Below are 22,754 nucleotides of genomic sequence, written 5' to 3'. Positions count from 1 at the left end.
ACAATATATTCCGTTCGTGGCGAATTTTTCGGCGAAACCTAGGCATTTTGCGCCGCTTTCTCCCATGCTGGTGCCTAAGTTTCCCATTGCTTCCCGTGAATTCCCATGGCATTCCTTATCCATCCGATGAGGGATGGGCTAAAGGGGCGGAAGACCCCACGGCAAAAGGCAGTTTCATACAGGCACCCCCTTCATCAGATGAAAGAGATCCGGCGCGGCAGAGCAGCATCCCCCCAGGATGTGCCGCAGAAATACCGGACGCACCCAGTGATGGGACGAGGGCGGCGGATCGGGCAGTGGCAGCGGCCCGGTCCGCCGTAGTCCATCCGGAGGACGACTTGGCGATCCTCCGGGCCGACCAAGGTCCGATCAACGGACCGGAAGGGACGAGTGCGGGGCAGTGGTGGACACGTTCAGGGGCGAAAGCCTCAACAAGGTGGACGGCAAGGGACGGGTCTCGATCCCCGCGCTGTTCCGCCGCGTGCTCGACGCCTGCGACCCCGACCGAAAGCCAGGTGACGGTTCGGGCATCGTGCTGGTCTATGGCGATCACCGCCGCAAATTCATCGAATGCTATACCGTCCGTGAGGCGCACCGGATCGACCGGCTGATTGCCCGGATGAAGACGGGTTCCCCCCAGCGCCGCGCATTGGAACGTCTGATGCAGGGGCAGTCATTTCCCACGCAGGTCGACGATGACGGGCGGCTGGTGCTGCCCCCCGTGGTGCGGGAGCGGCTGAACCTCGCGCCGGGCGGCGGAGAGGTCTATTTCGTGGCCTCCGGCGCCACGTTCCAGATCTGGCATCCCGATGCCTGGGCGGAGGAGGAGGCGAAACTCCGCGACTGGCTGGACGAGCAGCCGGAGGATTTCGACCCGCTCTCCCTGCTGCCGGACGAAGACGAGGTAGAGTGAATGGTGCAGGCACCGCATATTCCGGTCCTGCTGGGTCCGCTTCTGACCGCAGTTGCACCCGTGCGCGGCGTCTGGCTCGATGGGACGTTCGGCGCGGGGGGCTATGCGCGCGGTCTGCTGGAAGCCGGCGCGGACAAGGTGATCGGGGTGGACAGGGATCCGCTGGCTTTCCGGCTGGCGGCGGGCTGGGCGGGTGAGTACGGCGACCGGCTGGAGCTTGTGCAGGGCACCTTCGGGCGGATGGACGATTACGCGACCGGGCTGGATGGTGTGGTGCTGGACCTCGGGGTCTCGTCCATGCAGCTCGATGAGGCCGACCGGGGCTTTTCCTTCGCCAAGGACGGGCCGCTCGACATGCGTATGTCGCAATCCGGGCCGAGCGCCGCGGATCTGGTGAACACCGCGCGTGAGGAAGTGCTCGCCGATATTCTCTATAACTACGGAGAGGAGCGCGCCTCCCGACGCATAGCGCGCGCCATTGTCGCGGCGCGGCCCATCACGCGGACTCTGGAGCTGGCGAAGATCGTCGAATCCTGCCTGCCGCGCCCGAAACCCGGCCAGACCCACCCCGCGACACGGAGCTTTCAGGCCCTGCGTATCGCGGTGAATGACGAATTCGGTGAGCTCATCGCCGGGCTGGAGGCGGCCGAGCGCGCGTTGGCCCCCGGCGGCCGGCTTGCCGTGGTCACCTTTCATTCGCTGGAGGACCGGGTGGTGAAACGATTCTTTCAGGACCGGGCAGGGGCTGCAGCGCGCGCAAACCGGTATGCCCCGGACCTGCCCGAGGAAACCGCCACCTTCAGGCTGGTCACCCGTCGCGCCGTGGGACCGGATGAGAGTGAGGTATTGGCAAACCCGCGCGCGCGCTCTGCGAAGCTCCGCGTGGGAGAGCGGACATCCGCAGCCGCGCGCCAATCGGATCGCGCAGCGCTCGGTTTGCCTTCGGTGAAAGGACTTTGAGATGCGGAGCCTGTTCTACGTCCTCTCCGCCCTCGCCGTGATGGGCCTCGCCTACTGGGCCTATCAGGAGAATTACCACACGCAGGAGGCTTCCCGTGAGGCCGCACGCCTGCGCCGGGAGATCGGCACGCTGCATGAGGCGATGGGTGTTCTGAAAGCAGAATGGGCCTACCTCAACCGGCCCGACCGGCTCGCGGAACTGACCATCATCAATTTCGACCGCTTGAAGCTGCTGCCGCTGGAGCCGTCGCAATTCGGCAGCGTCGCTTCCGTAACCTATCCGTTGCCCACCGTGCCAGATCCGCTTGCCGCCCCGACCGATCAGGAGACGCTCCCGTGACCCGGACCCCCCTCCGCCCGCTTGCCCGCATTCTCTCCGCTCGCGAGAAGGGGGAGAATCCAGATGCCATCGAGCGGGAGAACATCCGCCTCCGCGCGGAAACGGCCCGTGACAAGGCGCGTGTGCGCGCAGAGGGGCGGCTTCTGGTTCTGTCGTTGTTCTTCTTCGCGGCCTTCTCCGCGATCGGTGCCCGCATGGGGTTGCTGGCTTCGGTGGAGCCGGAGGAACCGGCGATTGCAGGTGTCGGCTCTCCGATCGTCGCCCAGCGAGCGGATATCGTGGACCGAAACGGGCGGGTCCTGGCGACCAATCTTGTCACGCATTCGCTCTACGCACAGCCACAGCAGATGATCGAACCTGTGCGGGTCGCGCATGAGCTGGCGGAGATTTTCCCCGATCTGAAGGAAGATCAACTCGTCAAGGATTTCACCGGCAGCCGCAAGTTTCTCTGGATCCGGCGCAAGCTCTCGCCCGAGCAGATGCAGGCGGTTCATGACATCGGCGACCCCGGCCTGTTGTTCGGCCCACGGGAGATGCGGCTTTATCCGAACGGAAAGCTCGCCTCCCACATTCTGGGTGGTGCGGGCTTCGGGCGGGAGGGGGTTTCCTCGGCCGAAGTCATCGGCACGGCGGGGGTGGAGAAGATCTACGACGACTATCTTCGCGATCCGGCCAACGGTGGCGAGCCGCTGGAGCTGTCCATCGACCTTTCCGTGCAGGCCGCGGCGGAGCAGATCCTCGCGGGCGGGGTCAAGCTGATGAACGCCAAGGGTGCCACCTCCATCCTGATGGATGTCCATACGGGAGAGGTCATCTCCATGGTGTCCTACCCGGATTTCGACCCGAACGACCGCCCCCTGCCGCCAGTGAAAGGCGACCCGTCGGATAGCCCGCTTTTCAACCGTGCGGTGCAGGGGCTTTACGAACTCGGCTCCACATTCAAGATTTTCGCCGCCTCGCAGGCGATCGATCTCGGCCTCGTGACGCCGAGCACGATAATTGACACGCGCCCCTTCAACTGGGGCCGGTTCCGCATCAAGGACATGCACAACTACGGCGCGCAGCTCAGCGTGCTCCGCATCATCGAGAAAAGCTCCAACGTCGGTTCCGCCCGGCTGGCGCAGATGATCGGCGGTCCGCGTCAGCAGGACTTCCTGAAGCGGCTGGGCTTCCTCTCACCGACGACAGTCGAGCTGACGGAGGCCCCGGGCGCGCGACCGCTGATCCCGAAGGTCTGGTCGGAGATCTCCTCCATGACCATCGCCTACGGGCATGGCATGTCGGCCAGCCCGCTGCACCTCGCCTCCGCCTATGCGACGATCGTCAACGGCGGAACGCGGGTCAATCCGACGCTTATCCGGCAGGACAAACCTGTCGTGGGCGAGCGTGTGATTTCCGAACGCACCTCCGGTATGGCGCGGGAGATGCTCCGCGGAGTGGTGGAGGAAGGATCGGGTGCCACCTACGGCAAGGTGGAAGGCTACGACGTCGGCGGCAAGACGGGCACGGCGGAAAAACCGCTCCGCAATGGCCGGGGATATGCTCACGACAAGGTGATCGCAACCTTCGCCTCCGCCTTTCCGATGTCGGACCCGAAATACGTGCTGATCGTGAGCCTTGACGAAGCCGTTGAAACCTCTGGCCCGATACCGCGGCGGACAGCCGGTTTCACCGCGGTTCCCGTCGCCGCGGAGATGATCCGGCGGATCGCGCCGCTTCTCGGTTTGCGGCCCGAGGTTGAAGCGGCGCAGCCCGCTGCGTTAACGCTCGTGCGGAACTGACCGGAGAGCCTGCGATGCCCGAGACGACCAAGAGCCTTTCCGAACTTGGGCTGCGCGCCCGCGACGGACGGGAGACGCGGATCACCGGACTGTCGGTGGACAGCCGCAGCGTGAAGCCCGGCCATCTGTTCGCCGCCCTTGCCGGCACAAAGATGCATGGCGCGGAATTCATTCCCTACGCGCTCCGCATGAAGGCGGGCGCAGTGCTGACGGATCCTGCCGGTGCCGAGATGGCGCGGGAGGCGTTGGCGGGGACAGATATTCCGGTGATCGTGGTGGAGGATGCCCGCGCCGCGCTCGCAGGGGCGGCGGCCCTATGGTTCGGCGCGCAGCCGCAGGTGATGGTCGCTGTCACCGGCACAAACGGCAAGACCTCTGTCGCCACCTTCACCCGTCAGATCTGGACGCGGCTTGGCCATCTCGCCGCCAATATCGGCACGACGGGGGTGGAGGGCGCCTTTTCCGCGCCCGCGACCCATACTACGCCGGAGCCCCTGACGCTCCACCGGCTGCTGGCAGAGATGGCGGCCGAAGGCATCACCCATGCTGCGATGGAGGCTTCCTCGCACGGGCTGGAGCAGCGGCGTTTGGACGGTGTACGGCTCCGCGCGGCGGGGTTCACCAATTTCACGCAGGATCACCTCGACTATCACCATGATTTCGACGCCTATTTCGCGGCTAAGGCAGGGCTTTTCACGCGTGTTCTGCCCGATGACGGCTCCGCCGTGGTGAACATGGACGATCCGAAAGGCGTCGAAATCGCGCGGCTCTGTCATGACCGGGGCCTTCCTGTCTTGGGTGTGGGGCGCGGTTCTGCAGATCTCCGCATTACCGCCCAGCGGTTCGACGCGACCGGGCAGGAGCTGCGGTTCGACTGGCAGGGAAAGCCGCGTCAGGTGCGGCTGAATCTCATCGGTGGCTTTCAGGCTGACAACGTGTTGCTGGCGGCGGGGCTTGCCATCGCCTCAGGCAGCAAGGCCGAACGGGTGTTCGAGGCGCTCCCGGCGCTCTCCACCGTGCGCGGGCGGATGCAGCTTGTCGCCACGCGCGCCAACGGCGCTTCGGTCTTCGTGGATTACGCCCATACGCCGGATGCGGTGGCGACCGCTTTGAAGGCGCTGCGCCCGCATGTGCTGGGCCGCATCATCGTGGTCCTCGGCGCGGGCGGCGACAGGGACAGGGCGAAGCGACCACTTATGGGAGAGGCCGCGCAGCGTTATGCGGATGTCGTCTATGTGACAGATGACAACCCTCGTTCCGAGGATCCCGCCGTGATCCGCGCAGCCGTGAAGGGTGGGGCGCCGGAGGCCAACGAGGTGGGCGACCGGGCGGAGGCCATCCTGCGCGCGGTGGACGCGCTCCAGCCGGGCGATGCCCTGCTGATCGCGGGCAAGGGGCATGAGACGGGCCAGACGATCGGCGATCAGGACTATCCGTTCGACGATGCCGAGCAAGCTTCCATCGCCGTCGCTGCTCTGGACGGCAAGCGGATATGACCGTGCTCTGGACATCGGAGGATGCGGCCCGTGCCACAGGCGGGCGCGTCACGCGGCGCTGGGAGGCGACGGGCGTCGCTATCGACACGCGGGAAATTGTGCCGGGCGATCTGTTCGTGGCGCTGCGCGACGTGCGTGACGGACATGATTTCGTGGCCGAAGCGCTCCACAAGGGGGCTGCGGCGGCGCTCGTCTCCCGTGTGCCGGAGGGGATTGGTGAGGATGCGCCCTTGCTGATTGTCCCCGATGTGCTGCGGGGGCTGGAAGAACTGGGGCGGGCCGCGCGGGAACGCAGCGCGGCACGGGTCGTCGGCGTCACCGGTTCCGTCGGCAAGACATCGACCAAGGAGATGCTGCGCGCGATCCTTTCCGGTCAGGGACGTGTGCATGCGGCGGTGCGAAGCTTCAACAATCACTGGGGAGTGCCGCTCACGCTTGCCCGGATGCCCGCAGACAGCGACTTCGCTGTCATAGAGATCGGCATGAACCATCCGGGAGAGATCGCGCCGCTGGCCCGGCTTGCCCGTCCTCATGTCGCGCTGATTACCACAGTGGCGCCTGCGCACCTCGAGGCGTTCGATTCTCTGGAAGCGATCGCGATCGAAAAGGTCTCCATTCTCGACGGCCTGGAGCCGGGAGGGCATGTGGTGTTGCCAGGGGACCTGGCCGTCACGCCACTTCTTGCAAAGCGGGCCGAGGGGGTCGCGACCACCTGGTTCGGGGCCACCCCGGCCTGTGACTGGCAACTTCTTGAAACGCGAATCACCGACAGCGCCACCTCCTCCCGTGCGCTGGCGGAGGGACGGACGATCCTGTTCCGCGTGCGCTCGGCGGGGCGACATTTCGCGATGAACGGGCTTGCCGCGCTTGCGGTCAGCGACGCGCTCGGGCTGGACCTGACGATGGCGATTCTGGACCTCGGCCGCTGGGCGCCGCCGGAAGGCCGCGGCGCGCGGGAGCGGATCCTGCTCGACGTCATCGACGACCGGATGGCTTTCGATCTGATCGACGACTCCTTCAACTCCAACCCGGCCTCGCTGGGTGCGGCGCTTGACCTGCTGGCGGCGACGGAGCCGAAGGATGGGCCGGGTCGTTTCGTGAAGGGCCGCCGGGTGGCCATTCTTGGCGACATGCTCGAACTCGGCCCGGAGGAGATGGAGATGCATCGGCAGATTGCCGCGCATCCCGCCATGACCACCCTCAACTTCGTGCATTGCGTCGGTCCGCGGATGAGGGCACTTCATGCCGCGCTGCCGCGTGAGAAACGCGGCGAGTGGCATGAGACGGCGGAGAGCCTTATTCCACGTCTCCGCCATCTGATCGACGCAGGAGATGTTGTGCTGGTGAAAGGTTCCAAGGGGATCAAACTCCCCCCCGTGGTGGAGGCGCTGCGCCGTCTCGGAACTCCCGAAGCCCAGGCGGCGGGAGGAGAATAGTGTTTTATTGGCTGGCGGAGTTCGCGCAGGGCGGCGGCTTCCTGAATCTGTTTCGCTACATCACCTTCCGGGCGGGCGCGGCGTTCTTCACCGCGTTGGTCATCGGCTTTATATTCGGGCGTCCGTTCATCGAATTTCTGAAGTCAAAGCAGCGGCATGGCCAGCCCATCCGCGATGACGGACCGGCGAGCCATCTTGTGACCAAGGCGGGCACGCCGACGATGGGGGGCGCGCTGATTCTGTCGGCGCTGACGACTTCCACCCTGCTCTGGGCGCGTCTCGATAATCCCTACGTCTGGATCGTCCTGTTCGTGACGCTGGGCTTCGGTGCCATCGGCTTTGCCGACGACTGGCGGAAAGTCACGCGGAACAACACCAAGGGTGTCTCCGGTCGCGTCCGCATCGGCATCGGTCTGGTGATCGCGCTGCTTGCCTCGATCGCCTGCGCATGGGTTCAGCCCTCCGAACTGCGGTTTCAGCTCGCCCTGCCGGTCTTCAAGGACGCGCTGTTCAACCTGCACCTGTTCTTCATTCCTTTCGCGATGCTGGTGATCGTGGGCGCGGCCAATGCCGTGAACCTGACCGACGGTCTGGACGGTCTGGCGATCATGCCGGTGATGATCGCGGCCGCCTCCTTTGGCATCATCGCCTATTTCGTGGGGCGCGTGGACTTCACCAATTATCTTGGCCTGCATTACGTGCCCGGGACCGGCGAACTGGTGATCTTTGTCGCGGCGCTGATCGGGGCTGGGCTAGGCTTTCTGTGGTTCAACGCGCCCCCTGCGGCGGTCTTCATGGGCGATACCGGATCGCTTGCGCTCGGCGGGGCATTGGGCGCGATCGCGGTGGCCACCAAGCATGAGATCGTGCTGGCCATCGTGGGTGGGCTTTTCGTGGTGGAGGCACTCTCCGTCATCATTCAGGTGCTGTATTTCAAACGCACTGGGCGTCGCGTATTCCTGATGGCCCCGATCCACCACCACTTCGAGAAGAAGGGCTGGGCGGAGCCGCAGATCGTCATCCGCTTCTGGATCGTGTCCATCATTCTGGCACTCGTGGGGCTGGCGACGCTGAAACTGCGGTGAGTGAAGGGGCGAGAATTGCAGCGCGCTCCGCCGCGGAGCCGGTAAACTGCCTCCACAATCAGGAGAGCAGCCAATGGCGATACAGCGGGCGATGGCCGATACCTTTCGGATGGCGCTGATGGAGGAGGGGGATCGACCTCTCCCCCCCGCATGGCCGGGATCGTCGCGCGACAGGTGGGCGTGGCATGACCGGCATACGCTTTCCCCGCTGCTCTCCGATCTTTCGCATGTTCGATGAGGCGAAGGCGCGGGAGTTCTACTGCGACATTCTTGGCTTCCGCGTCCTGTTCGAGCACCGCTTCGCCCCCCGGGCGCCGCTTTACATGGGAATGGAGCGCGGCGGCTTCGAATTGCATCTGTCCGAACACCATGGCGACCCGCCCCCCGGATCAACCGCTTTCGTGAAGACCGAGGGCATCCGCGCCTTTCACCGCGACCTGCTCGACAAGCAATATCGCTTCAACCGACGCGGACGGGAGGAAGCCCCCTGGGCGCTTCCGCTTGAGGTGGTCGATCCGTTCGGCAACCGGATCAGGTTCCGCGAGCGGACATGAAAAAGGGGCGCATCGGCGACGCGCCCCCGGGACCATGATCGCTGCGGATCAGTGGTTGATGTCAACATCCTTGGTTTCGTTGCCGACCAGCAAAGCGATGAGCGTCAGCACCCCCATGACCGACAGATAGACGCCGACCCAGAACGGGCTGCCCCCGCCATAGCTCCAGAGCGCCACGGCGATGAACGGGGCGACGGCTGCGCCGAGGATGGAGGAGACGTTGTAGGAGATGCCTGAGCCGGTATAGCGGACGTTGGCCGGGAACAGTTCCGGCAGCAGCGCGCCCATCGGCCCGAAGGTCATCCCCATCAGCGAGAAGCCGAGGATAAGCCACGCCACGACGCCGAAGGTGCCCGCGGACAGCATCGGCACCCAGATGAGACCGAAGGCGATGATCCCCAGCGTCACCCAGATCAGCGTCTTGCGGCGACCGAGTTTGTCGGCCAGCGGACCGGAAACCATCGTGAAGATACCGAAGAATACCACGCCCAGAATCATCATCAGCACGAAGGTGCGGTAATCGTAGCCCAACCCTGGCAGTGCCGCAGAGGTCGCAGCGCGCCCGTAGGACAGCGAGAAGGTGGTCATCAGATAGAACAGCACATAGGTCGCCAGCATGTAGAACGTGCCGAGGATCAGTTCGCGCGAATGCAGCTTGAACGCGGCGGCCAGCGGAACTTTCTGGACCTTGCCCTTCTGCACCGTCTTGGTGAAGGCTTCCGACTCCACCAGATGCAGCCGGACGTAAAGGCCGACGATCACCATGATGGCGGAGAACAGGAACGGGATGCGCCAGCCCCAGCTCAGGAAGGCTTCGGAGGGGCGCGACGGATCATCCGAGGGCATCACAGCGGCGATGATCAGGAACAGGCCGTTCGCGATGATGAAGCCGAGCGGTGCCCCAAGTTGCGGGAAGGTGCCGAACAGGGCGCGTTTGCCCTTTGGCGCGTTTTCGGTCGCGACAAGCGCCGCCCCCGACCATTCGCCGCCGATGGCAAAACCCTGCGCCAGCCGCAGGATGACGAGGAGCAGCGGCGCCAGCCAGCCTACCATGTGGTAGGTCGGCAGCAGGCCGATCAGGAAGGTCGCGATCCCCATGGTCAGCAGCGCGCCGACCAGCGTGAGCTTGCGCCCCTTCTTGTCTCCCAAGTGGCCAAAGTAGATCGCGCCCAACGGACGGGCGATCATTGCAGCGCCGAAGATGGCGAATGAGGCGAGGAGCGCCGTCGTATCGTTGCCGGCGGGGAAGAACAGGTGCGGGAAGACCAGCACGGCCGCCGTGGCATAGACGTAGAAGTCGTAGAATTCGACGGTCGTTCCGACGAGGCTGGCCAGAATGACGTTAGTTCTTGAATTGACGGGTGCGGCGGGCTCCGCGGCCGCTTGGGACGAGGTGGACATGTTATTGCTTTCTGTGGCTGGCTCCGCGACGCAAGGCGGCTCTTTCCTGCCGGGCCGGGGAATTTTCCGTCGCGTGGGTTAGCAGCCCTCTTGCCTGCCGACAAGATGCGCTCTGTCCGCCTGGCGTCCGATGGCCATGAAAAAGCCCCGACGTTTCCGCCGGGGCTTCCTTGACTGACGTGGGTGGCGGCTCAGCCGATCGCGGCAGCCTTTACCTCATCATCGATATAGGGAACGTACTGGGCAAAGTTCGCCGCAAACATCTCCACGAGTTTCTTTGCCTGCGCATCATAGGCAGCCGGATCGGCCCAGGTCGAACGCGGGTCCAGCAGCTGTGCGTCCACATGCGGCACGGAAACCGGAACGTCGAAGCCGAAGTTCGGATCCTTGCGGAAGCTGCCGCCATTCAGCGAGCCGTCGAGCGCAGCGGCGAGCAGCGCCCGCGTGGCCTTGATCGGCATCCTCTTGCCCGTGCCGTAGGCGCCGCCCGTCCAGCCGGTGTTGACCAGCCAGCAGGTTGCGCCCTGACTGTTGATCTTCTCCTGAAGGAGCTTGCCATAGACTTCCGGCCGCCGCGGCATGAACGGTGCGCCGAAACAAGTGGAGAAGGTCGGCTGCGGCTCGGTCACGCCCTGTTCGGTGCCGGCAACCTTGGAGGTGAAGCCGGAGAGGAAGTGATACATCGCCTGCGCTGGCGTCAGGCGTGCGATCGGGGGAAGCACACCGAACGCATCGCAGGTCAGCATGATGACGTTCTTCGGATGCCCGCCCAGACCGGATTCGGACGCATTGGAGATGTAGTCCAGCGGATAGGCTGCCCGCATGTTCGCGGTCAGGCTGTCGTCCTCGAAATCCAGCGCCTTGGTGTAGGGCTCGAACACCATGTTCTCGATCACGGTCGCGAACTTGGAGGTGGTCGCGTAGATTTCCGGCTCGGCTTCGGGCGAGAGGCTGATCGTCTTGGCGTAGCAGCCGCCTTCGAAGTTGAAAGTGCCGCTCTCCGACCAGCCGTGTTCGTCATCGCCGATGAGGACGCGGGACGGGTCGGCGGAGAGGGTCGTCTTGCCGGTGCCGGACAGGCCGAAGAAGATCGCCGTATCTCCGATGTTTCCGGGTGCGTGGTTGGCCGAGCAGTGCATCGGCATGACGCCCTTTTCGGGAAGGATGTAGTTCAGCAGCGTGAAGACGGACTTCTTGTTCTCACCCGCATAGGCGGTATTGCCGATCAGGATCAGCTTCTTGTCGAAGTTGAGCGCGATCACGGTCTCGGTCCGGCAGCCGTGCTTCTTGGGGTCGGCCTTGAAGGTCGGGCAGTTGATGATGGTCCATTCCGGCTGGAACGAGTCCAGTTCCTGCCGCTCCGGCCGCCGCAGGAGATGCCGGATGAACAACCCGTGCCACGCCAGCTCCGTCACCAGCCGCACATCCAGCCGGTGGGCGGGATCGGCACCGCCGAACAGATCCTGCACGAAGTAATCACGCCCCTTCATGTGCGCGATCATGTCCTCATACAGCTGGTCGAAGGCCTCCGGTGCCATCGGCGCGTTGTTCTCCCACCAGATCTTGTCTTCGACCGAGGGAGTCCGGACAACGTGCTTGTCCTTCGGGGACCGACCGGTGTGGCTGCCGGTATTGACCAGAAGCGACCCACCCTTGCCGAGCGTACCTTCGTTCCGCTTCAGCGCCTCTTCGACCAGCGCGGGCTCAAGGAGGTTGTAATAGACGTTCCCCAGCCCGGCCAGACCCTGATCCTCAAGGCGGCAGGCGGGGTTCACGTGTCCAATTGTCATAGTCAAGCTCCGATGCCCCCAGATTAGGCGATGAAAATAACTCTCCGTCGCGGGCGGTGCGATGGCGGCGGAAGTGGGTGACAGATCAATCTTACAGAACGGATTTCAGAATGAATAGGACGCTTTCAATGGGTTAGCGCTAGCACGAAAAGGTTAGCGCCATCATTGGCAGTAATTCGCGGCGTGCACAGGATGTTAGGGGTTTGTTCCCTTTTTGCCCCTACATTGGGGAGGTGCAGGCGATTCGGGAGACTGGGTGATGGCGGCGGAAGGGGAGCGTATCGCACTCGTGGACGATGACCGTCACATGCTCATTTCGCTTGGGCGGTTGCTGGAGCGGGATGGGTTCGTGGTAGAGCGATATGCGGACGGAAGGGTGGCTCTTGCAGCCTTCGGGCGGCGGCCGCCCGACCTGGCGATCATGGATATCGGGATGCCTCTGATAGACGGTCTGTGCCTGCTCCGCCGGGTGCGGCGACGCAGTCGTCTTCCGGTTATCTTCCTTACAGGCTGCGATGGAGAGGCGGCGGAGACGGACGCGCTCCGCCTCGGCGCCGACGACTTCCTGCGCAAGCCTGTATCTCCTCCGCTTCTTTCGTTGCGCATACGTGCCGTTCTGCGCCGCCATGTGCCGGAGAGCGATACGCTTGTGAGAGGCGGCCTTGATCTCGACCGCGCCGGCCGTGTCGCGCGGTGGAAAGGCGCGCCCGTTCCGCTGACGACGCGTGAGTTCGCGATTCTGGACCGGCTCGCCAGCTATCCGGGCCGTCTTCGCACGCGCGAGGAACTGCTCGACACCTTTGGGGCGGGTGGGGCAGAGCGGGCCATCGACAGCCATATCAAGCGGATACGCCGAAAGTTTCGTGCCGTTGACCCGGCTTTTGCCGCGATACGCACGCTCTATGGCGGGGGATACCGGTTCAGCTCTGGTTGACAAGGCTGTCAAAAGGTCAGGTTACCCATCGGCGTCCGCTGGTGATACACTCTCCCTGAGAGCCGTGACCGCGAGAGGTGCGCATTGGGGGCAGACGGACGACAACCGGCGGCGACAGCCGGGGAGGGCGTATTGGTTCACGGCAGCACGGTGTCCGTCGCCGGACGTGGACTGCTGATCCTTGGCCGGTCGGGGAGCGGTAAATCGGGCCTCGTCCTCCAGTTGATGGCGTTCGGCGCGGAGCTTGTGGCCGATGACAGGACGAGGCTCCTCCGTCGGGAGGATATCGTGATGGCGATGTCGCCCGAGACGATCCACGGCCGGGTGGAGGCGCGGGGGGTCGGCATTCTCGCCGCGGTTGCCGCGGAGGCCGTTCCGCTCGCGCTGGTGACAGATCTTGACCGGATGGAGAAGGCCCGGCTGCCCGAGCCGCGCAGCCATGATGTCCTTGGTGTCGCACTCCCCTTGCTATTCAGGGTCGACGCTCCCCATTTTCCCGCAGCGCTGCTGCAATGGCTCAAGGCGGGACGAATCGCATGACGGGCGATGGAACGCGACAGGACGATCTTCCCGGCGAGAGCCGGATTGTCTTGGTGACCGGAGCTTCCGGGGCCGGACGGTCCAGTTCGCTCGCCGCGCTTGAGGATCTGGGCTACGAGACGATCGACAACTTGCCGCTTCGCATGGTGCCGAAGCTGCTGGAAGGCGGAGCGCTCGTCCATCCGCTCGCGCTGGGTATCGATGTGCGAAACCGTGATTTTTCCACTGATGCGACGCTCGAACTCATAGATGTCATGACTGCGCTGCCGGAGATAGACGTCGATCTGCTCTATCTGGACTGCGCGGTGGACGTCTTGGTGCGGCGGTATTCCGAGACGCGCCGCCGCCATCCGCTCGCCCCTTCGGAGCAGCCCGCGCTGGGGATTCAGCGGGAGCTTGAGCTTCTCGCCCCGATTCGGGAACGCGCGGATGTCCTTATCGATACGTCAGAAATGACTCCGCATGATCTGCGGGAGGAAATCTCGCGCTGGTTCGCGCACGAGCGCGGGGGGGCGCTTGCGATATCCGTGCATTCCTTCTCCTACAAACGGGGTCTGCCGCGTGGCGTGGACATGGTGTTCGACTGTCGTTTCCTGCGTAATCCACACTGGAATCCGCTTCTGCGCCAGAAGGATGGCCGCGATCCTGCCGTTGCCGATTACGTGGAGGCGGATCCGCGGTTCGATCCCTTTTTCGTGAAGGCGAGGGATCTCCTGATAAGCTTGCTCCCCGCTTATGTTGAGGAGGGCAAGACGCATCTGGCGGTGGCCTTCGGTTGCACAGGGGGACAGCACAGGTCCGTTGCAACTGCAGAAAAAATGGCCAAGACGCTTGCGGAAGCGGGCTGGCCGGTGTCAAAAAGACATAGGGAACTGGAGCGCAGAGGGTCCGTTGCCCCTGCAGCATTCGAGACACTAGGGCGTGAGGTGACTGGGGCGTGATCGGTATCGTGATCGTCGCGCATGGAGGCCTTGCCCGGGAGTACCTGGCAGCCGTCGAGCATGTGGTCGGCAAGCAGGACGGAATCCGGGCGATCTCCATCGAGGAAGACCATAATCGCGCGGCGAAGCAGGAAGAAATCTTCGGCGCCGCCGATGCGGTGGACACTGGAGACGGCGTCGTCGTGGTAACCGACATGTTTGGAGGCTCGCCCTCCAACCTGTCGCTTCGTGCCTGTACGCAGGGAGGGCGTCGTATTCTTTATGGTGCCAATCTCCCCATGCTCATCAAGCTGGCGAAATCGCGGAACCTCACTGTTCAGGAAGCGGTCGAGGTCGCGATGGATGCGGGGCGGAAATATATCAACAGCATTGATCTTTGCGCACCGCGGGCTGCTTCGTGACGGGCTTCGCACGGGAATTGCGGATCGTGAACGAGAAGGGCCTTCATGCTCGCGCTTCGGCCAAGTTCGTCGAGGTCGTTGAAGGCCACGATGCGGAGGCGGCCGTATCCAAGGACGGCATGACTGTTTCCGGCGATTCGATCATGGGGCTCCTCATGCTCGCCGCGTCACGGGGCACCACGATCCATGTCGAGACGAAGGGTGCGGAGGCAGAGAAGCTCGCCGACGCGCTCGAGACGCTTGTCTCCGGGCGTTTCGGCGAGGAGTTCTGATCAGCGCGTGGGAACCGGCTTTTCCCCCCGGTAGTCGTAGAACCCGCGTTTTGCCTTGCGCCCAAGCCAGCCCGCTTCGACGTATTTGGTAAGGAGCGGGCAGGGCCGGTATTTCGTGTCGCCGAAGCCCTCGTGCAGCACGTTCATGATCGCAAGGCACGTGTCCAGACCGATGAAGTCCGCAAGCTCAAGCGGACCCATGGGATGATTCGCTCCCATTTTCATGGATTCATCGATGGAGGTCACCGAACCCACGCCTTCATAGAGCGTGTAGACCGCCTCGTTGATCATCGGCACCAGGATGCGGTTCACGATGAAGGCCGGGAAATCCTGGGCTACGGCCGCCGTCTTGCCGAGCGATTCCACGATGGCCAGCATCGTCTCGAACGTCTCGTCATCGGTCGCGATACCGCGGATCAGCTCCACAAGCTGCATGACCGGAACAGGGTTCATGAAGTGCAGCCCCATGAACTTTTCCGGCCTGTCAGTACGCGAGGCGAGGCGGGTGATGGAGATCGACGAGGTATTCGTCGTCAGGATCGTATGCGGCCTGAGATGCGGCACCAGATCCTCGAAGATCTTCTGCTTGATCGCCTCCCGCTCCGTCGCCGCTTCGATCACCAGATCGGTCGGGCCGAGATCGGGGAGGGACGTCGTGGTGCTGATGCGGGCGAAAGCGGTCTCACGTTCTTCGGCCGTGATTTTCTCGCGCTGAACCTGCCGGTCGAGGTTCTTGGCGATCACGCCCTTCGCCCGCTCCAGCGCCTCCGCCGAAATGTCGTTCAGCACCACATCGTAGCCCGACAGGGCAAACACATGCGCGATGCCGTTGCCCATCTGCCCGGCGCCGATCACGCCCACCGTTTTCACTTGCATGTCATCCTCCGTCTTTGCGCAGACCTTAGGGCGCGCGCCGCGCCGCGGCAACAGAGGCGGGTGCAAAAGAAAGCGGGGCCCGAAGGCCCCGCCATGTCGCTGATGCTGCCGAAAGGCTCAGAGCTTTTCGGTCAGTTCGGGCAGAAGGGTGAAGAGATCGCCGACGAGGCCATAATCCGCCACTTGGAAGATCGGCGCTTCCTCATCCTTGTTGATGGCCACGATGACGCGGCTGTCCTTCATCCCTGCGAGGTGCTGAATTGCCCCCGAGATGCCGACCGCGACATAGAGGTCCGGCGCCACGACCTTGCCGGTCTGGCCCACCTGCCAGTCGTTCGGTGCAAACCCCGAATCGACGGCGGCACGGGACGCGCCCACCGCAGCGCCGAGCTTGTCGGCCAGCTTCTCGATGACGGCGAAGTTCTCCTGGCTGCCGACGCCACGCCCGCCCGAGACCACGATCTTGGCCGAGGTGAGCTCGGGGCGGTCGGAGGCCGCGACCTTGTCTTCCACCCAAGAGGACAGCGCCGGGTCAGCTGCCGCCGTTACCGATTCCACAGGCGCCGAACCGCCTTCGCCTGCTGCCTGGAAGTTGGCGGTGCGGACGGTCAGCACCTTCTTCGGGTCGGAGGACTGCACCGTCTGGATCGCGTTTCCGGCGTAGACCGGGCGCTCGAAGGTGGAGCCGTCCACCACGCCGGAGACGTCGGAGATTACCATCACGTCGAGCAGGGCGGCCACGCGCGGCATCACGTTCTTGGCCGATGCGGTCGAGGGCGCGACGATCTGCTCGTAATCCCCCGCGAGGCTGACCACGAGATCGGCCAGAGGCTCTGCCAGACCGTGCCCGTAGAGCGGGGCATCGGCGACGAGCACCTTGGCCACGCCATCCAGTTTCGCAGCCGCTTCACCCGCGCCGGCGACGCCTTCGCCCGCGACGAGGACCGTCACCGGGCCGAGCGACTTCACCGCCGACAGAGCCTTCGCCGTCGCATCGACAGCGAGATCGGCACCCGTCACTTCCGCAACAAGAAGCACAGCCATCAGAGCACCCCCGCTTCGTTCTTCAGTTTGGAGATCAGCTCATCGACCGAGCCGACCTTCACCCCGGCCTTGCGGCCCGCCGGTTCCACGGTCTTGATGACCTTCAGCCGCGGCGTGACATCGACGCCGTAGTCGGCGGCGGTCTTTTCCTCGAGCGGTTTCTTCTTCGCCTTCATGATGTTCGGCAGCGAGGCATAGCGCGGCTCGTTCAGCCGCAGGTCCGCCGTCACGACGGCGGGCAGCTTCACCTTCACCGTCTGCAGGCCACCATCCACCTCGCGGGTCACGACGGCGGAATCGCCCTCGATCACCAGTTCGGAGGCGAATGTCGCCTGCGCCCAGCCGAGGAGTGCCGCCAGCATCTGGCCGGTGGCGTTCATATCGTTGTCGATTGCCTGCTTACCGGTGATGACAAGGCCCGGTTGCTCCGCATCGATGACGGCCTTGAGGATCTTGGCAACGGCGAGCGGCTCGATGTCGGTGGTGACATCCGGGGCGGCTTCGACGAGAATTGCCCGGTCAGCCCCCATGGCGAGTGCGGTGCGCAACGTTTCCTGCGCCTGCTTCACGCCAATTGAAACCACGACCACTTCTTCGGCCGCGCCTTTTTCCTTCAGTCGAATCGCTTCTTCGACCGCGATTTCGTCGAACGGGTTCATCGACATCTTGACGTTCGCAAGGTCAACGCCCGAACCGTCCGCCTTCACGCGAACCTTGACGTTGTAGTCGATCACCCGCTTCACAGGCACCAATATCTTCATGGGCAACTCCCCTCCGTGCGCCCGTTCAGAGGCGCGGTTCATGCTCTCCAACGGCTTGTTAGCGAGTTGGATCGGCACAGGACAGGGAAAATTCGCACTTCGTGCTGCTTCGCAGCGTCAACGGTTCGCGCCGGGCACCCAGAGCACATCGGCCGCGCCGTTGTCGTTGGCGACGCGCGACGCCACGAAAAACCAGTCGGACAGGCGGTTGAGATACCGCACGGCCGCCTCCGTCACGTCGCCTTCGGCGGCAAGTGCGACGGCCAGACGTTCCGCGCGCCGGCACACGGTGCGACAAAGATGCAGATGCGCGGCAAGGGCGCTTCCCCCCGGCAGCACGAAGGATCGGAGCGGTGACAATGCGGCGTTCATCTCGTCGATCTCCGCCTCCAGCCGTTCCACTTGGGCGGCAACGATGCGGAGAGGGGTGTACTTTGCCTCATGGTCCCGGTCCATGCCCGGGCGCGACAGATCTGCTCCCAGATCGAACAGATCGTTCTGGATAAGGCCGAGCCGCGCGTGCATGTCCCCTTCAGCGTGCAGCCGCGCGAGGCCGACTGTCGCGTTCGTTTCGTCCACCGTGCCGTAGGCTTCCACCCGCAGGCTGTCCTTTCGGACGCGCTCGCCGTTGGAAAGCGCGGTTTCTCCGCCATCGCCGGTGCGGGTGTAGATGCGGTTGAGCACGACCATCACATTCTCCGCAGGTAAACGAAGATCAGGATCAGGATCACGGCCACCGCCTGGGCGATGATGCGGTAACGCATGATCCGGTTGGCATGGCGGCGATTGAACTCGCCCCCTCGGGCAAAACCGCCCACTCCGATCATCAGGATGATGAGCACGGCGAAACAGGCGATCGCCACGATGAGGAACAAGGGGTCGTGGAGCATGCTGTCTCCGATGTTGGCTCTGGGTCTTCCGCGATTCTCGATCAGGCGATCCGGGTCTGGCGCGCGAAGGCCCTGCGTTCTCCGACTTTCAGTGTTTGTTTCGTCTTACGCCCCCTCACGGCGCAAGGCCACCCTTACTGCCGCCGGAGCAGCGCATCCATCACCCGATCCGGCAGCAGCCGTTTGAGCGTCACACCCAGCAGCGCGGGCGTAGTGACTGTGTAGCGCAGGCGGGGGCTGCGGCTTTCCAGCGCGCGGAGGATGACACGTGTCACTGCCGAGGGGGGCAGTTCCCAGCGATCCTTCTTGGGCGTGCCGTAAAGTCGCTCCAGAAGGCTCGTGCGGTATTGTTCCCGGCGCGCGGACGCTTCCCAGTCGATCCAGCGCTCGAAATGAAGCTTGGCATTGACGCGGAATTGCGTCGCGATGGGGCCGGGCTCTACGAGGCTCACCCAGATCGGCGTGTCGGAGAGTTCGAGTCGCAGCGTATCCGTCAGCCCCTCCAGCGCGAATTTGCTGGCGACATAGGCGCCCCGCCATGGAGCGGGCACCACCCCAAGGATGGAGGAGACGGTGACGATCCGGCCGCGCCCCTGCCGCCGCATGGCCGGGATCACCTGCCGGGTCAGGTCATGTGTGCCGATGAGGTTGACCTCCATCACCTCGCGGAGCGCGCCGCGCGGCAGATCCTCCACCGCGCCGGGACAGGCGAACGCGCCATTGTTTACGAGGGCATCCAGCCCGCCGCCGGTGCGCGCCAGCACCTCAGCGACCGCCCCGGCGACGCTGTCCTCGCTCGCCAGGTCGAGAGGCAGGCTCTCCAGCCCTTCCGCTTCAAGACGCGCGCAATCCTCCGCCTTCCGGCAGGTGGCGAACACCCGCCAGCCCAGGGTGTGGAGTCGGCGCGCGGCATCAAGGCCGATGCCGGAGGAGCATCCGGTGATGAGGATGGAGCGGGTCATGCGTTTCCTTGTGCGGTGGGCGGGGCCGCGAACTTGCACATCCGCGTCACGAAGGTCCAGTTCCCGCGCGATCCGTCGACGGCCCGGCCGGCGCCCCGGTGAAAGCCCTTGCCGCCACACTTCCCGCTGGACCGTGCCCGTCTGCTCAAGCTAGATCGGGCCATGACCGACGCCTCCGACAATATCGAACACGGGCTGCCCACCAGTTCGGAACCGCTCCGCCGTGCCATTGGCGAGCGTTACCTGACTTATGCGCTGTCCACGATCATGAATCGCGCCCTTCCCGATGCGCGGGACGGGCTGAAGCCGGTACACCGGCGGATACTCTATGCCATGCGGGAATTGCGGCTGTCCTCCTCCGGGGGGTTCCGTAAATCTGCGAAGATCTCCGGCGACGTGATGGGGAACTATCACCCGCATGGCGATACCGCGATCTATGACGCGATGGCGCGGCTCGCGCAGGATTTCGCGGTCCGCTATCCCCTGGTGGACGGGCAAGGGAACTTCGGCAATATCGATGGGGACAATCCCGCCGCCTCCCGCTACACCGAAGCCAGGCTGACCCCCGCGGCCGAGGCGCTGATGGAGGGCCTGGCGGAGAACGCCGTCGATTTCCGCCCGAACTACGATGGCACGCTGGAGGAGCCGGTGGTATTCCCGGCCGCCTTCCCCAACCTGCTGGCCAACGGAGCTTCCGGCATTGCGGTCGGGATGGCGACCAACGTACCGCCCCACAACCTCGGCGAACTGGTCGCTGCGTGCCGCGCGCTGATCGCCACGCCGACGATCACTGACGAATCGCTGGTGGCTCTGGTGCCCGGCCCCGATTTCCCGACGGGTGGCGTGATCGTGGAACCGCGCGATTCCATCGTGGAGGCCTACCGGACGGGGCGCGGCTCCTTCCGGCTCAGGTCGCGGTGGGAAACGGAGGATCTGGGGCGCGGCACCTGGCAGATCGTGGTGACCGAGATCCCTTATCAGGTGCAGAAATCCCGCCTGATCGAGCGGCTGGCCGAACTCATCCAGCTGAAGAAAGTACCGATCCTCGCCGATGTGCGCGATGAGAGTGCCGAGGACGTGCGTATCGTGCTGGAGCCGCGGTCCAAGAACGTGGATGCGGAAGTGCTGATGGCCCAGCTCTACCGTAATTCCGATCTGGAAATCCGCTTCTCGCTCAACATGAACGTGCTGATCGACGGACGCACGCCCAAGGTGTGTTCGCTGAAGGAGGTGCTGCGCGCCTTCCTCGACCATCGGCGCGAAGTGCTGATCCGCCGTTCCTCGCATCGGATGGAGAAGATCGATCACCGGCTTGAGGTGCTGGCCGGGCTGCTCGTCGCCTATCTGAACCTCGATCGGGTGATCGACATCATCCGCTACGACGACGATCCGAAGCGCGCGCTGATGGCGGAGGACTGGTCCCGCGCCCATGTCCGCGCCATGTCGGAGAAGGACTACAGCCCGCCCGTGCCGGGGCACGGCGAGTTGACCGAGGTCCAGGTCGAAGCGATCCTGAACATGCGTCTCCGCTCTCTCCGCCGGTTGGAGGAGATGGACCTGCGGCGGGAGCATGATGCTCTGACGCAGGAGCGGGAAGCACTGGAGGCGCTGCTCGGCTCCGAGGCACGGCAATGGAAGCAGATCGGAAAGGAACTGGCAGAGGTTGACCGTCAGTTCGGCAAGTCCGCTCCCGGCGGCGCGCGCCGATCGACCTTCGCGGAGGCCGGCCAGATCGAGGACGTGTCCTATGAGGCGATGATCGAGCGCGAGCCGATCACCGTGGTCTGCTCGCGCATGGGCTGGATCCGCGCGCTGAAAGGCCATGCCGCACCGGGAACGGAGATGAAGTTCAAGGACGGCGACGGGCCGGGCTATCTCTTCCACGCGGAGACGACGGACCGGATCCTGCTCCTCGGCTCCAACGGTCGGGTCTATACGCTTATCGGCGCCAACCTGCCCGGTGGGCGCGGCATGGGGGAACCGGTGCGCCTGATGGTGGACCTGCCCAACGAGGCGGAGATCGTGGCGCTGTTCGTGCATCGTCCGGGCGCGCGCTATATCGTCGCATCCGATGCCGGTGACGGCTTCGTCGTAGTGGGGGACGATGCGCTCGCCCAGACCCGTGCCGGCAAGGTGCTGCTGAACCTGTCGGGGGAGGCGAAGGCGAAAATCTGTGAACCCGTCTCGGGCGACCATGTCGCTGTGGTGGGCGACAACCGCAAGCTGCTGGTCTTCCCGTTGACAGAACTGCCGGAGATGAGCCGCGGCAAGGGTGTGCGGCTTCAGAAATACAAGGACGGCGGCCTGTCCGACGTACGGACTTTCACGCTGGCCGACGGGCTGAGCTGGAAGGATCCGGCAGGGCGGACACGGACGGAAACGGACCTGACGGAGTGGCTGGCCGCGCGTTCCTCCACCGGGCGGATGGCACCGCGCGGCTTCCCAAGGGACAACCGCTTCACCCGTGACTGAGGACGGCGGATTGCGCGGCGCGGGGCGCTCGGCTATGGCTGGGGCGACCTTGCCGCCACGCAGCGCTGCCAAATCCGATGCGGAGACCCCGATGATCCGAGCCTTCCATCGTCTCGCCCTTCCGGCGCTGCTTCTGCTGCTGGCTGCCTGTGGGGGAATCGGCGAGCGACGTGTCGTGCAAAGCGAACTGCCGCCGATGGGGGAGTTCCGTCTCGGCTACAACATTGTCGTGGCGAAGAATGCACAGAAAGTACCCATCTCGCGCGCGGTGACGACGGAGCAGCTTGAAACCGCCCTCCGGGACGCCGTGCAGGAACGGTTCGGAAGCTATGAGGGGCGCAAGCTCTATCACATCGCGATCAATGTGGATGCCTATGCGCTTGGCCCGCCGGGGGTTCCCGTCGTCGCTTCGCCGAAGTCGGTGCTGGTCATCAGCGCCAACGTCTGGGACGATATCCGGCGCAAGAAGATCAACACTGAACCCAAGCAGCTCACCATCTGGGAGAATCTGACGGGCGCGACCTTCGTCGGCTCCGGTCTGACCCAGAATGCGGAAAGCCAGCTCCGCAACCTCGCCCGCAATGCCGCGAAGGAAGTTCAGGACTGGATGCTGGAGCATCCCGAGTGGTTCGAGCTCACCCCCGAGGACGAGGCGGCGATGGAGGAGGCGCGGGCCGCCGCAGCCGCTGAAGCCCGCCGGACGGGGGGGCATGCCCGCCCCGCCACTCCACCCAACCCGTAACCCGGGTGTCGCGCCTGGCTTGGTCGCAGGGTCATTCTGCAAGTGGTGCTTGATTTCCGGCCCTTGGCCTAATAGGTAGCCCCGCGTGTTTAATCGGGTCCATTCCGGACCCCCGGACATGGGGCGCCTCGACGATGGCAAAGGCAAAGTTTGAACGGACGAA

Annotated in this window: 24 protein-coding genes; 16 read left to right on the top strand and 8 right to left on the bottom strand. The window is 64.5% G+C overall.

Going from position 1 to position 22,754, the window contains the following annotated elements; all coding sequences use genetic code 11:
• Nucleotides 1–403 precede the first annotated feature (403 nt).
• From CG51_RS02320 to CG51_RS02285, 9 genes are all read left to right on the top strand, one after another.
• Entirely contained in the window at nt 404–913 is a 510-nt protein-coding gene (locus CG51_RS02320; RefSeq protein WP_306424954.1) for a division/cell wall cluster transcriptional repressor MraZ, read from the top strand.
• A complete protein-coding gene (gene rsmH, locus CG51_RS02315; RefSeq protein ID WP_035741448.1) occupies nt 914–1,873 on the top strand; it encodes a 16S rRNA (cytosine(1402)-N(4))-methyltransferase RsmH in 960 nt (319 codons plus the stop codon). It begins immediately after the preceding gene.
• Nucleotide 1,874: 1 nt separating this feature from the next.
• On the top strand, nt 1,875–2,213 hold the full coding sequence (gene ftsL, locus CG51_RS02310) for a cell division protein FtsL (protein ID WP_035741445.1): 339 nt from the start codon (nt 1,875–1,877) through the stop codon (nt 2,211–2,213).
• Nucleotides 2,210–3,994 carry a peptidoglycan D,D-transpeptidase FtsI family protein gene (locus CG51_RS02305; RefSeq protein ID WP_035741442.1) on the top strand — a complete coding sequence of 595 codons (1,785 nt, stop codon included), beginning with the start codon at nt 2,210–2,212 and terminating at the stop codon, nt 3,992–3,994. The genes ftsL and CG51_RS02305 overlap by 4 nt, the downstream gene beginning before the upstream one ends.
• 14 nt (nt 3,995–4,008) lie before the next feature.
• Nucleotides 4,009–5,490 carry a UDP-N-acetylmuramoyl-L-alanyl-D-glutamate--2,6-diaminopimelate ligase gene (locus CG51_RS02300; protein WP_035741440.1) on the top strand — a complete coding sequence of 494 codons (1,482 nt, stop codon included), beginning with the start codon at nt 4,009–4,011 and terminating at the stop codon, nt 5,488–5,490.
• Nucleotides 5,487–6,926: a UDP-N-acetylmuramoyl-tripeptide--D-alanyl-D-alanine ligase gene (locus tag CG51_RS02295; protein WP_035741437.1), complete on the top strand. Its 1,440-nt coding sequence runs from the start codon at nt 5,487–5,489 to the stop codon at nt 6,924–6,926. Before CG51_RS02300 ends, CG51_RS02295 begins: the two co-directional genes overlap by 4 nt.
• The gene (gene mraY / locus CG51_RS02290) at nt 6,926–8,011 is read left to right on the top strand and encodes a phospho-N-acetylmuramoyl-pentapeptide-transferase (protein ID WP_035741434.1); all 1,086 of its coding nucleotides are present in this window, start codon (nt 6,926–6,928) and stop codon (nt 8,009–8,011) included. Before CG51_RS02295 ends, mraY begins: the two co-directional genes overlap by 1 nt.
• Nucleotides 8,012–8,084: 73 nt before the next feature.
• Entirely contained in the window at nt 8,085–8,249 is a 165-nt protein-coding gene (locus CG51_RS20340; protein WP_158212518.1) for a hypothetical protein, read from the top strand.
• Complete coding sequence (locus tag CG51_RS02285) at nt 8,239–8,565, top strand: glyoxalase superfamily protein (protein WP_233141163.1); 327 nt, start codon at nt 8,239–8,241, stop codon at nt 8,563–8,565. The genes CG51_RS20340 and CG51_RS02285 overlap by 11 nt, the downstream gene beginning before the upstream one ends.
• Nucleotides 8,566–8,613: 48 nt before the next feature.
• Here the strand turns inward: CG51_RS02285 and CG51_RS02280 are convergent, their stop codons facing one another.
• Together CG51_RS02280 and CG51_RS02275 are read right to left on the bottom strand one after the other, a co-directional pair.
• On the bottom strand, nt 8,614–9,966 hold the full coding sequence (locus tag CG51_RS02280) for an MFS transporter (protein ID WP_035741432.1): 1,353 nt from the start codon (nt 9,964–9,966) through the stop codon (nt 8,614–8,616).
• Nucleotides 9,967–10,157: 191 nt separating this feature from the next.
• Nucleotides 10,158–11,756: a phosphoenolpyruvate carboxykinase gene (locus CG51_RS02275; RefSeq protein ID WP_035741430.1), complete on the bottom strand. Its 1,599-nt coding sequence runs from the start codon at nt 11,754–11,756 to the stop codon at nt 10,158–10,160.
• A gap of 259 nt (nt 11,757–12,015) precedes the next feature.
• On the opposite strand from CG51_RS02275, the gene CG51_RS02270 reads away from it, so the two are divergent.
• The 5 genes from CG51_RS02270 to CG51_RS02250 all read left to right on the top strand — a co-directional run bounded on the left by CG51_RS02270 (nt 12,016) and on the right by CG51_RS02250 (nt 14,844).
• On the top strand, nt 12,016–12,690 hold the full coding sequence (locus tag CG51_RS02270; RefSeq protein ID WP_035741429.1) for a response regulator transcription factor: 675 nt from the start codon (nt 12,016–12,018) through the stop codon (nt 12,688–12,690).
• A gap of 132 nt (nt 12,691–12,822) precedes the next feature.
• Nucleotides 12,823–13,230: an HPr kinase/phosphorylase gene (locus tag CG51_RS02265; RefSeq protein ID WP_035741427.1), complete on the top strand. Its 408-nt coding sequence runs from the start codon at nt 12,823–12,825 to the stop codon at nt 13,228–13,230.
• Nucleotides 13,227–14,171 (top strand): RNase adapter RapZ, encoded by a 945-nt coding sequence (rapZ, locus tag CG51_RS02260; protein ID WP_051929991.1) that lies wholly within the window; start codon nt 13,227–13,229, stop codon nt 14,169–14,171. The genes CG51_RS02265 and rapZ overlap by 4 nt, the downstream gene beginning before the upstream one ends.
• Nucleotides 14,168–14,572, top strand: coding sequence for a PTS sugar transporter subunit IIA (locus CG51_RS02255; protein WP_035708542.1), 405 nt, complete (start codon nt 14,168–14,170; stop codon nt 14,570–14,572). The genes rapZ and CG51_RS02255 overlap by 4 nt, the downstream gene beginning before the upstream one ends.
• Nucleotides 14,569–14,844 carry an HPr family phosphocarrier protein gene (locus CG51_RS02250; RefSeq protein ID WP_035741988.1) on the top strand — a complete coding sequence of 92 codons (276 nt, stop codon included), beginning with the start codon at nt 14,569–14,571 and terminating at the stop codon, nt 14,842–14,844. The genes CG51_RS02255 and CG51_RS02250 overlap by 4 nt, the downstream gene beginning before the upstream one ends.
• Here the strand turns inward: CG51_RS02250 and CG51_RS02245 are convergent, their stop codons facing one another.
• The 6 genes from CG51_RS02245 to CG51_RS02220 all read right to left on the bottom strand — a co-directional run bounded on the left by CG51_RS02245 (nt 14,845) and on the right by CG51_RS02220 (nt 19,377).
• Nucleotides 14,845–15,720, bottom strand: a complete 876-nt coding sequence (locus tag CG51_RS02245; protein WP_035741425.1) for a 3-hydroxybutyryl-CoA dehydrogenase — start codon at nt 15,718–15,720, stop codon at nt 14,845–14,847.
• A gap of 117 nt (nt 15,721–15,837) precedes the next feature.
• A complete protein-coding gene (locus CG51_RS02240) occupies nt 15,838–16,764 on the bottom strand; it encodes an electron transfer flavoprotein subunit alpha/FixB family protein (protein WP_035741422.1) in 927 nt (308 codons plus the stop codon).
• A complete protein-coding gene (locus CG51_RS02235) occupies nt 16,764–17,525 on the bottom strand; it encodes an electron transfer flavoprotein subunit beta/FixA family protein (RefSeq protein WP_035741419.1) in 762 nt (253 codons plus the stop codon). The genes CG51_RS02240 and CG51_RS02235 overlap by 1 nt, the downstream gene beginning before the upstream one ends.
• Nucleotides 17,526–17,642: 117 nt before the next feature.
• Complete coding sequence (locus CG51_RS02230; RefSeq protein WP_035741418.1) at nt 17,643–18,215, bottom strand: cob(I)yrinic acid a,c-diamide adenosyltransferase; 573 nt, start codon at nt 18,213–18,215, stop codon at nt 17,643–17,645.
• Complete coding sequence (locus tag CG51_RS02225; protein ID WP_035741415.1) at nt 18,215–18,415, bottom strand: twin transmembrane helix small protein; 201 nt, start codon at nt 18,413–18,415, stop codon at nt 18,215–18,217. The genes CG51_RS02230 and CG51_RS02225 overlap by 1 nt, the downstream gene beginning before the upstream one ends.
• A gap of 134 nt (nt 18,416–18,549) precedes the next feature.
• Nucleotides 18,550–19,377 carry an SDR family NAD(P)-dependent oxidoreductase gene (locus CG51_RS02220; RefSeq protein ID WP_035741411.1) on the bottom strand — a complete coding sequence of 276 codons (828 nt, stop codon included), beginning with the start codon at nt 19,375–19,377 and terminating at the stop codon, nt 18,550–18,552.
• A 162-nt stretch (nt 19,378–19,539) separates the two neighbouring features.
• Between CG51_RS02220 and parC the strand changes: the two genes are divergently transcribed.
• Together parC and CG51_RS02210 are read left to right on the top strand one after the other, a co-directional pair.
• Nucleotides 19,540–21,849: a DNA topoisomerase IV subunit A gene (gene parC, locus CG51_RS02215; protein WP_035741985.1), complete on the top strand. Its 2,310-nt coding sequence runs from the start codon at nt 19,540–19,542 to the stop codon at nt 21,847–21,849.
• Between the two features lie 91 nt (nt 21,850–21,940).
• Nucleotides 21,941–22,591 carry a hypothetical protein gene (locus CG51_RS02210; protein ID WP_051929990.1) on the top strand — a complete coding sequence of 217 codons (651 nt, stop codon included), beginning with the start codon at nt 21,941–21,943 and terminating at the stop codon, nt 22,589–22,591.
• The last annotated feature ends 163 nt before the right edge of the window (nt 22,592–22,754 follow it).

Origin of the sequence: Haematobacter missouriensis (genome assembly GCF_000740775.1) — a bacterium.
Lineage (GTDB): Bacteria > Pseudomonadota > Alphaproteobacteria > Rhodobacterales > Rhodobacteraceae > Haematobacter > Haematobacter missouriensis.
Note: the sequence above shows the minus strand (reverse complement) of the source record. Positions and strands in the feature narration are given on the sequence as shown.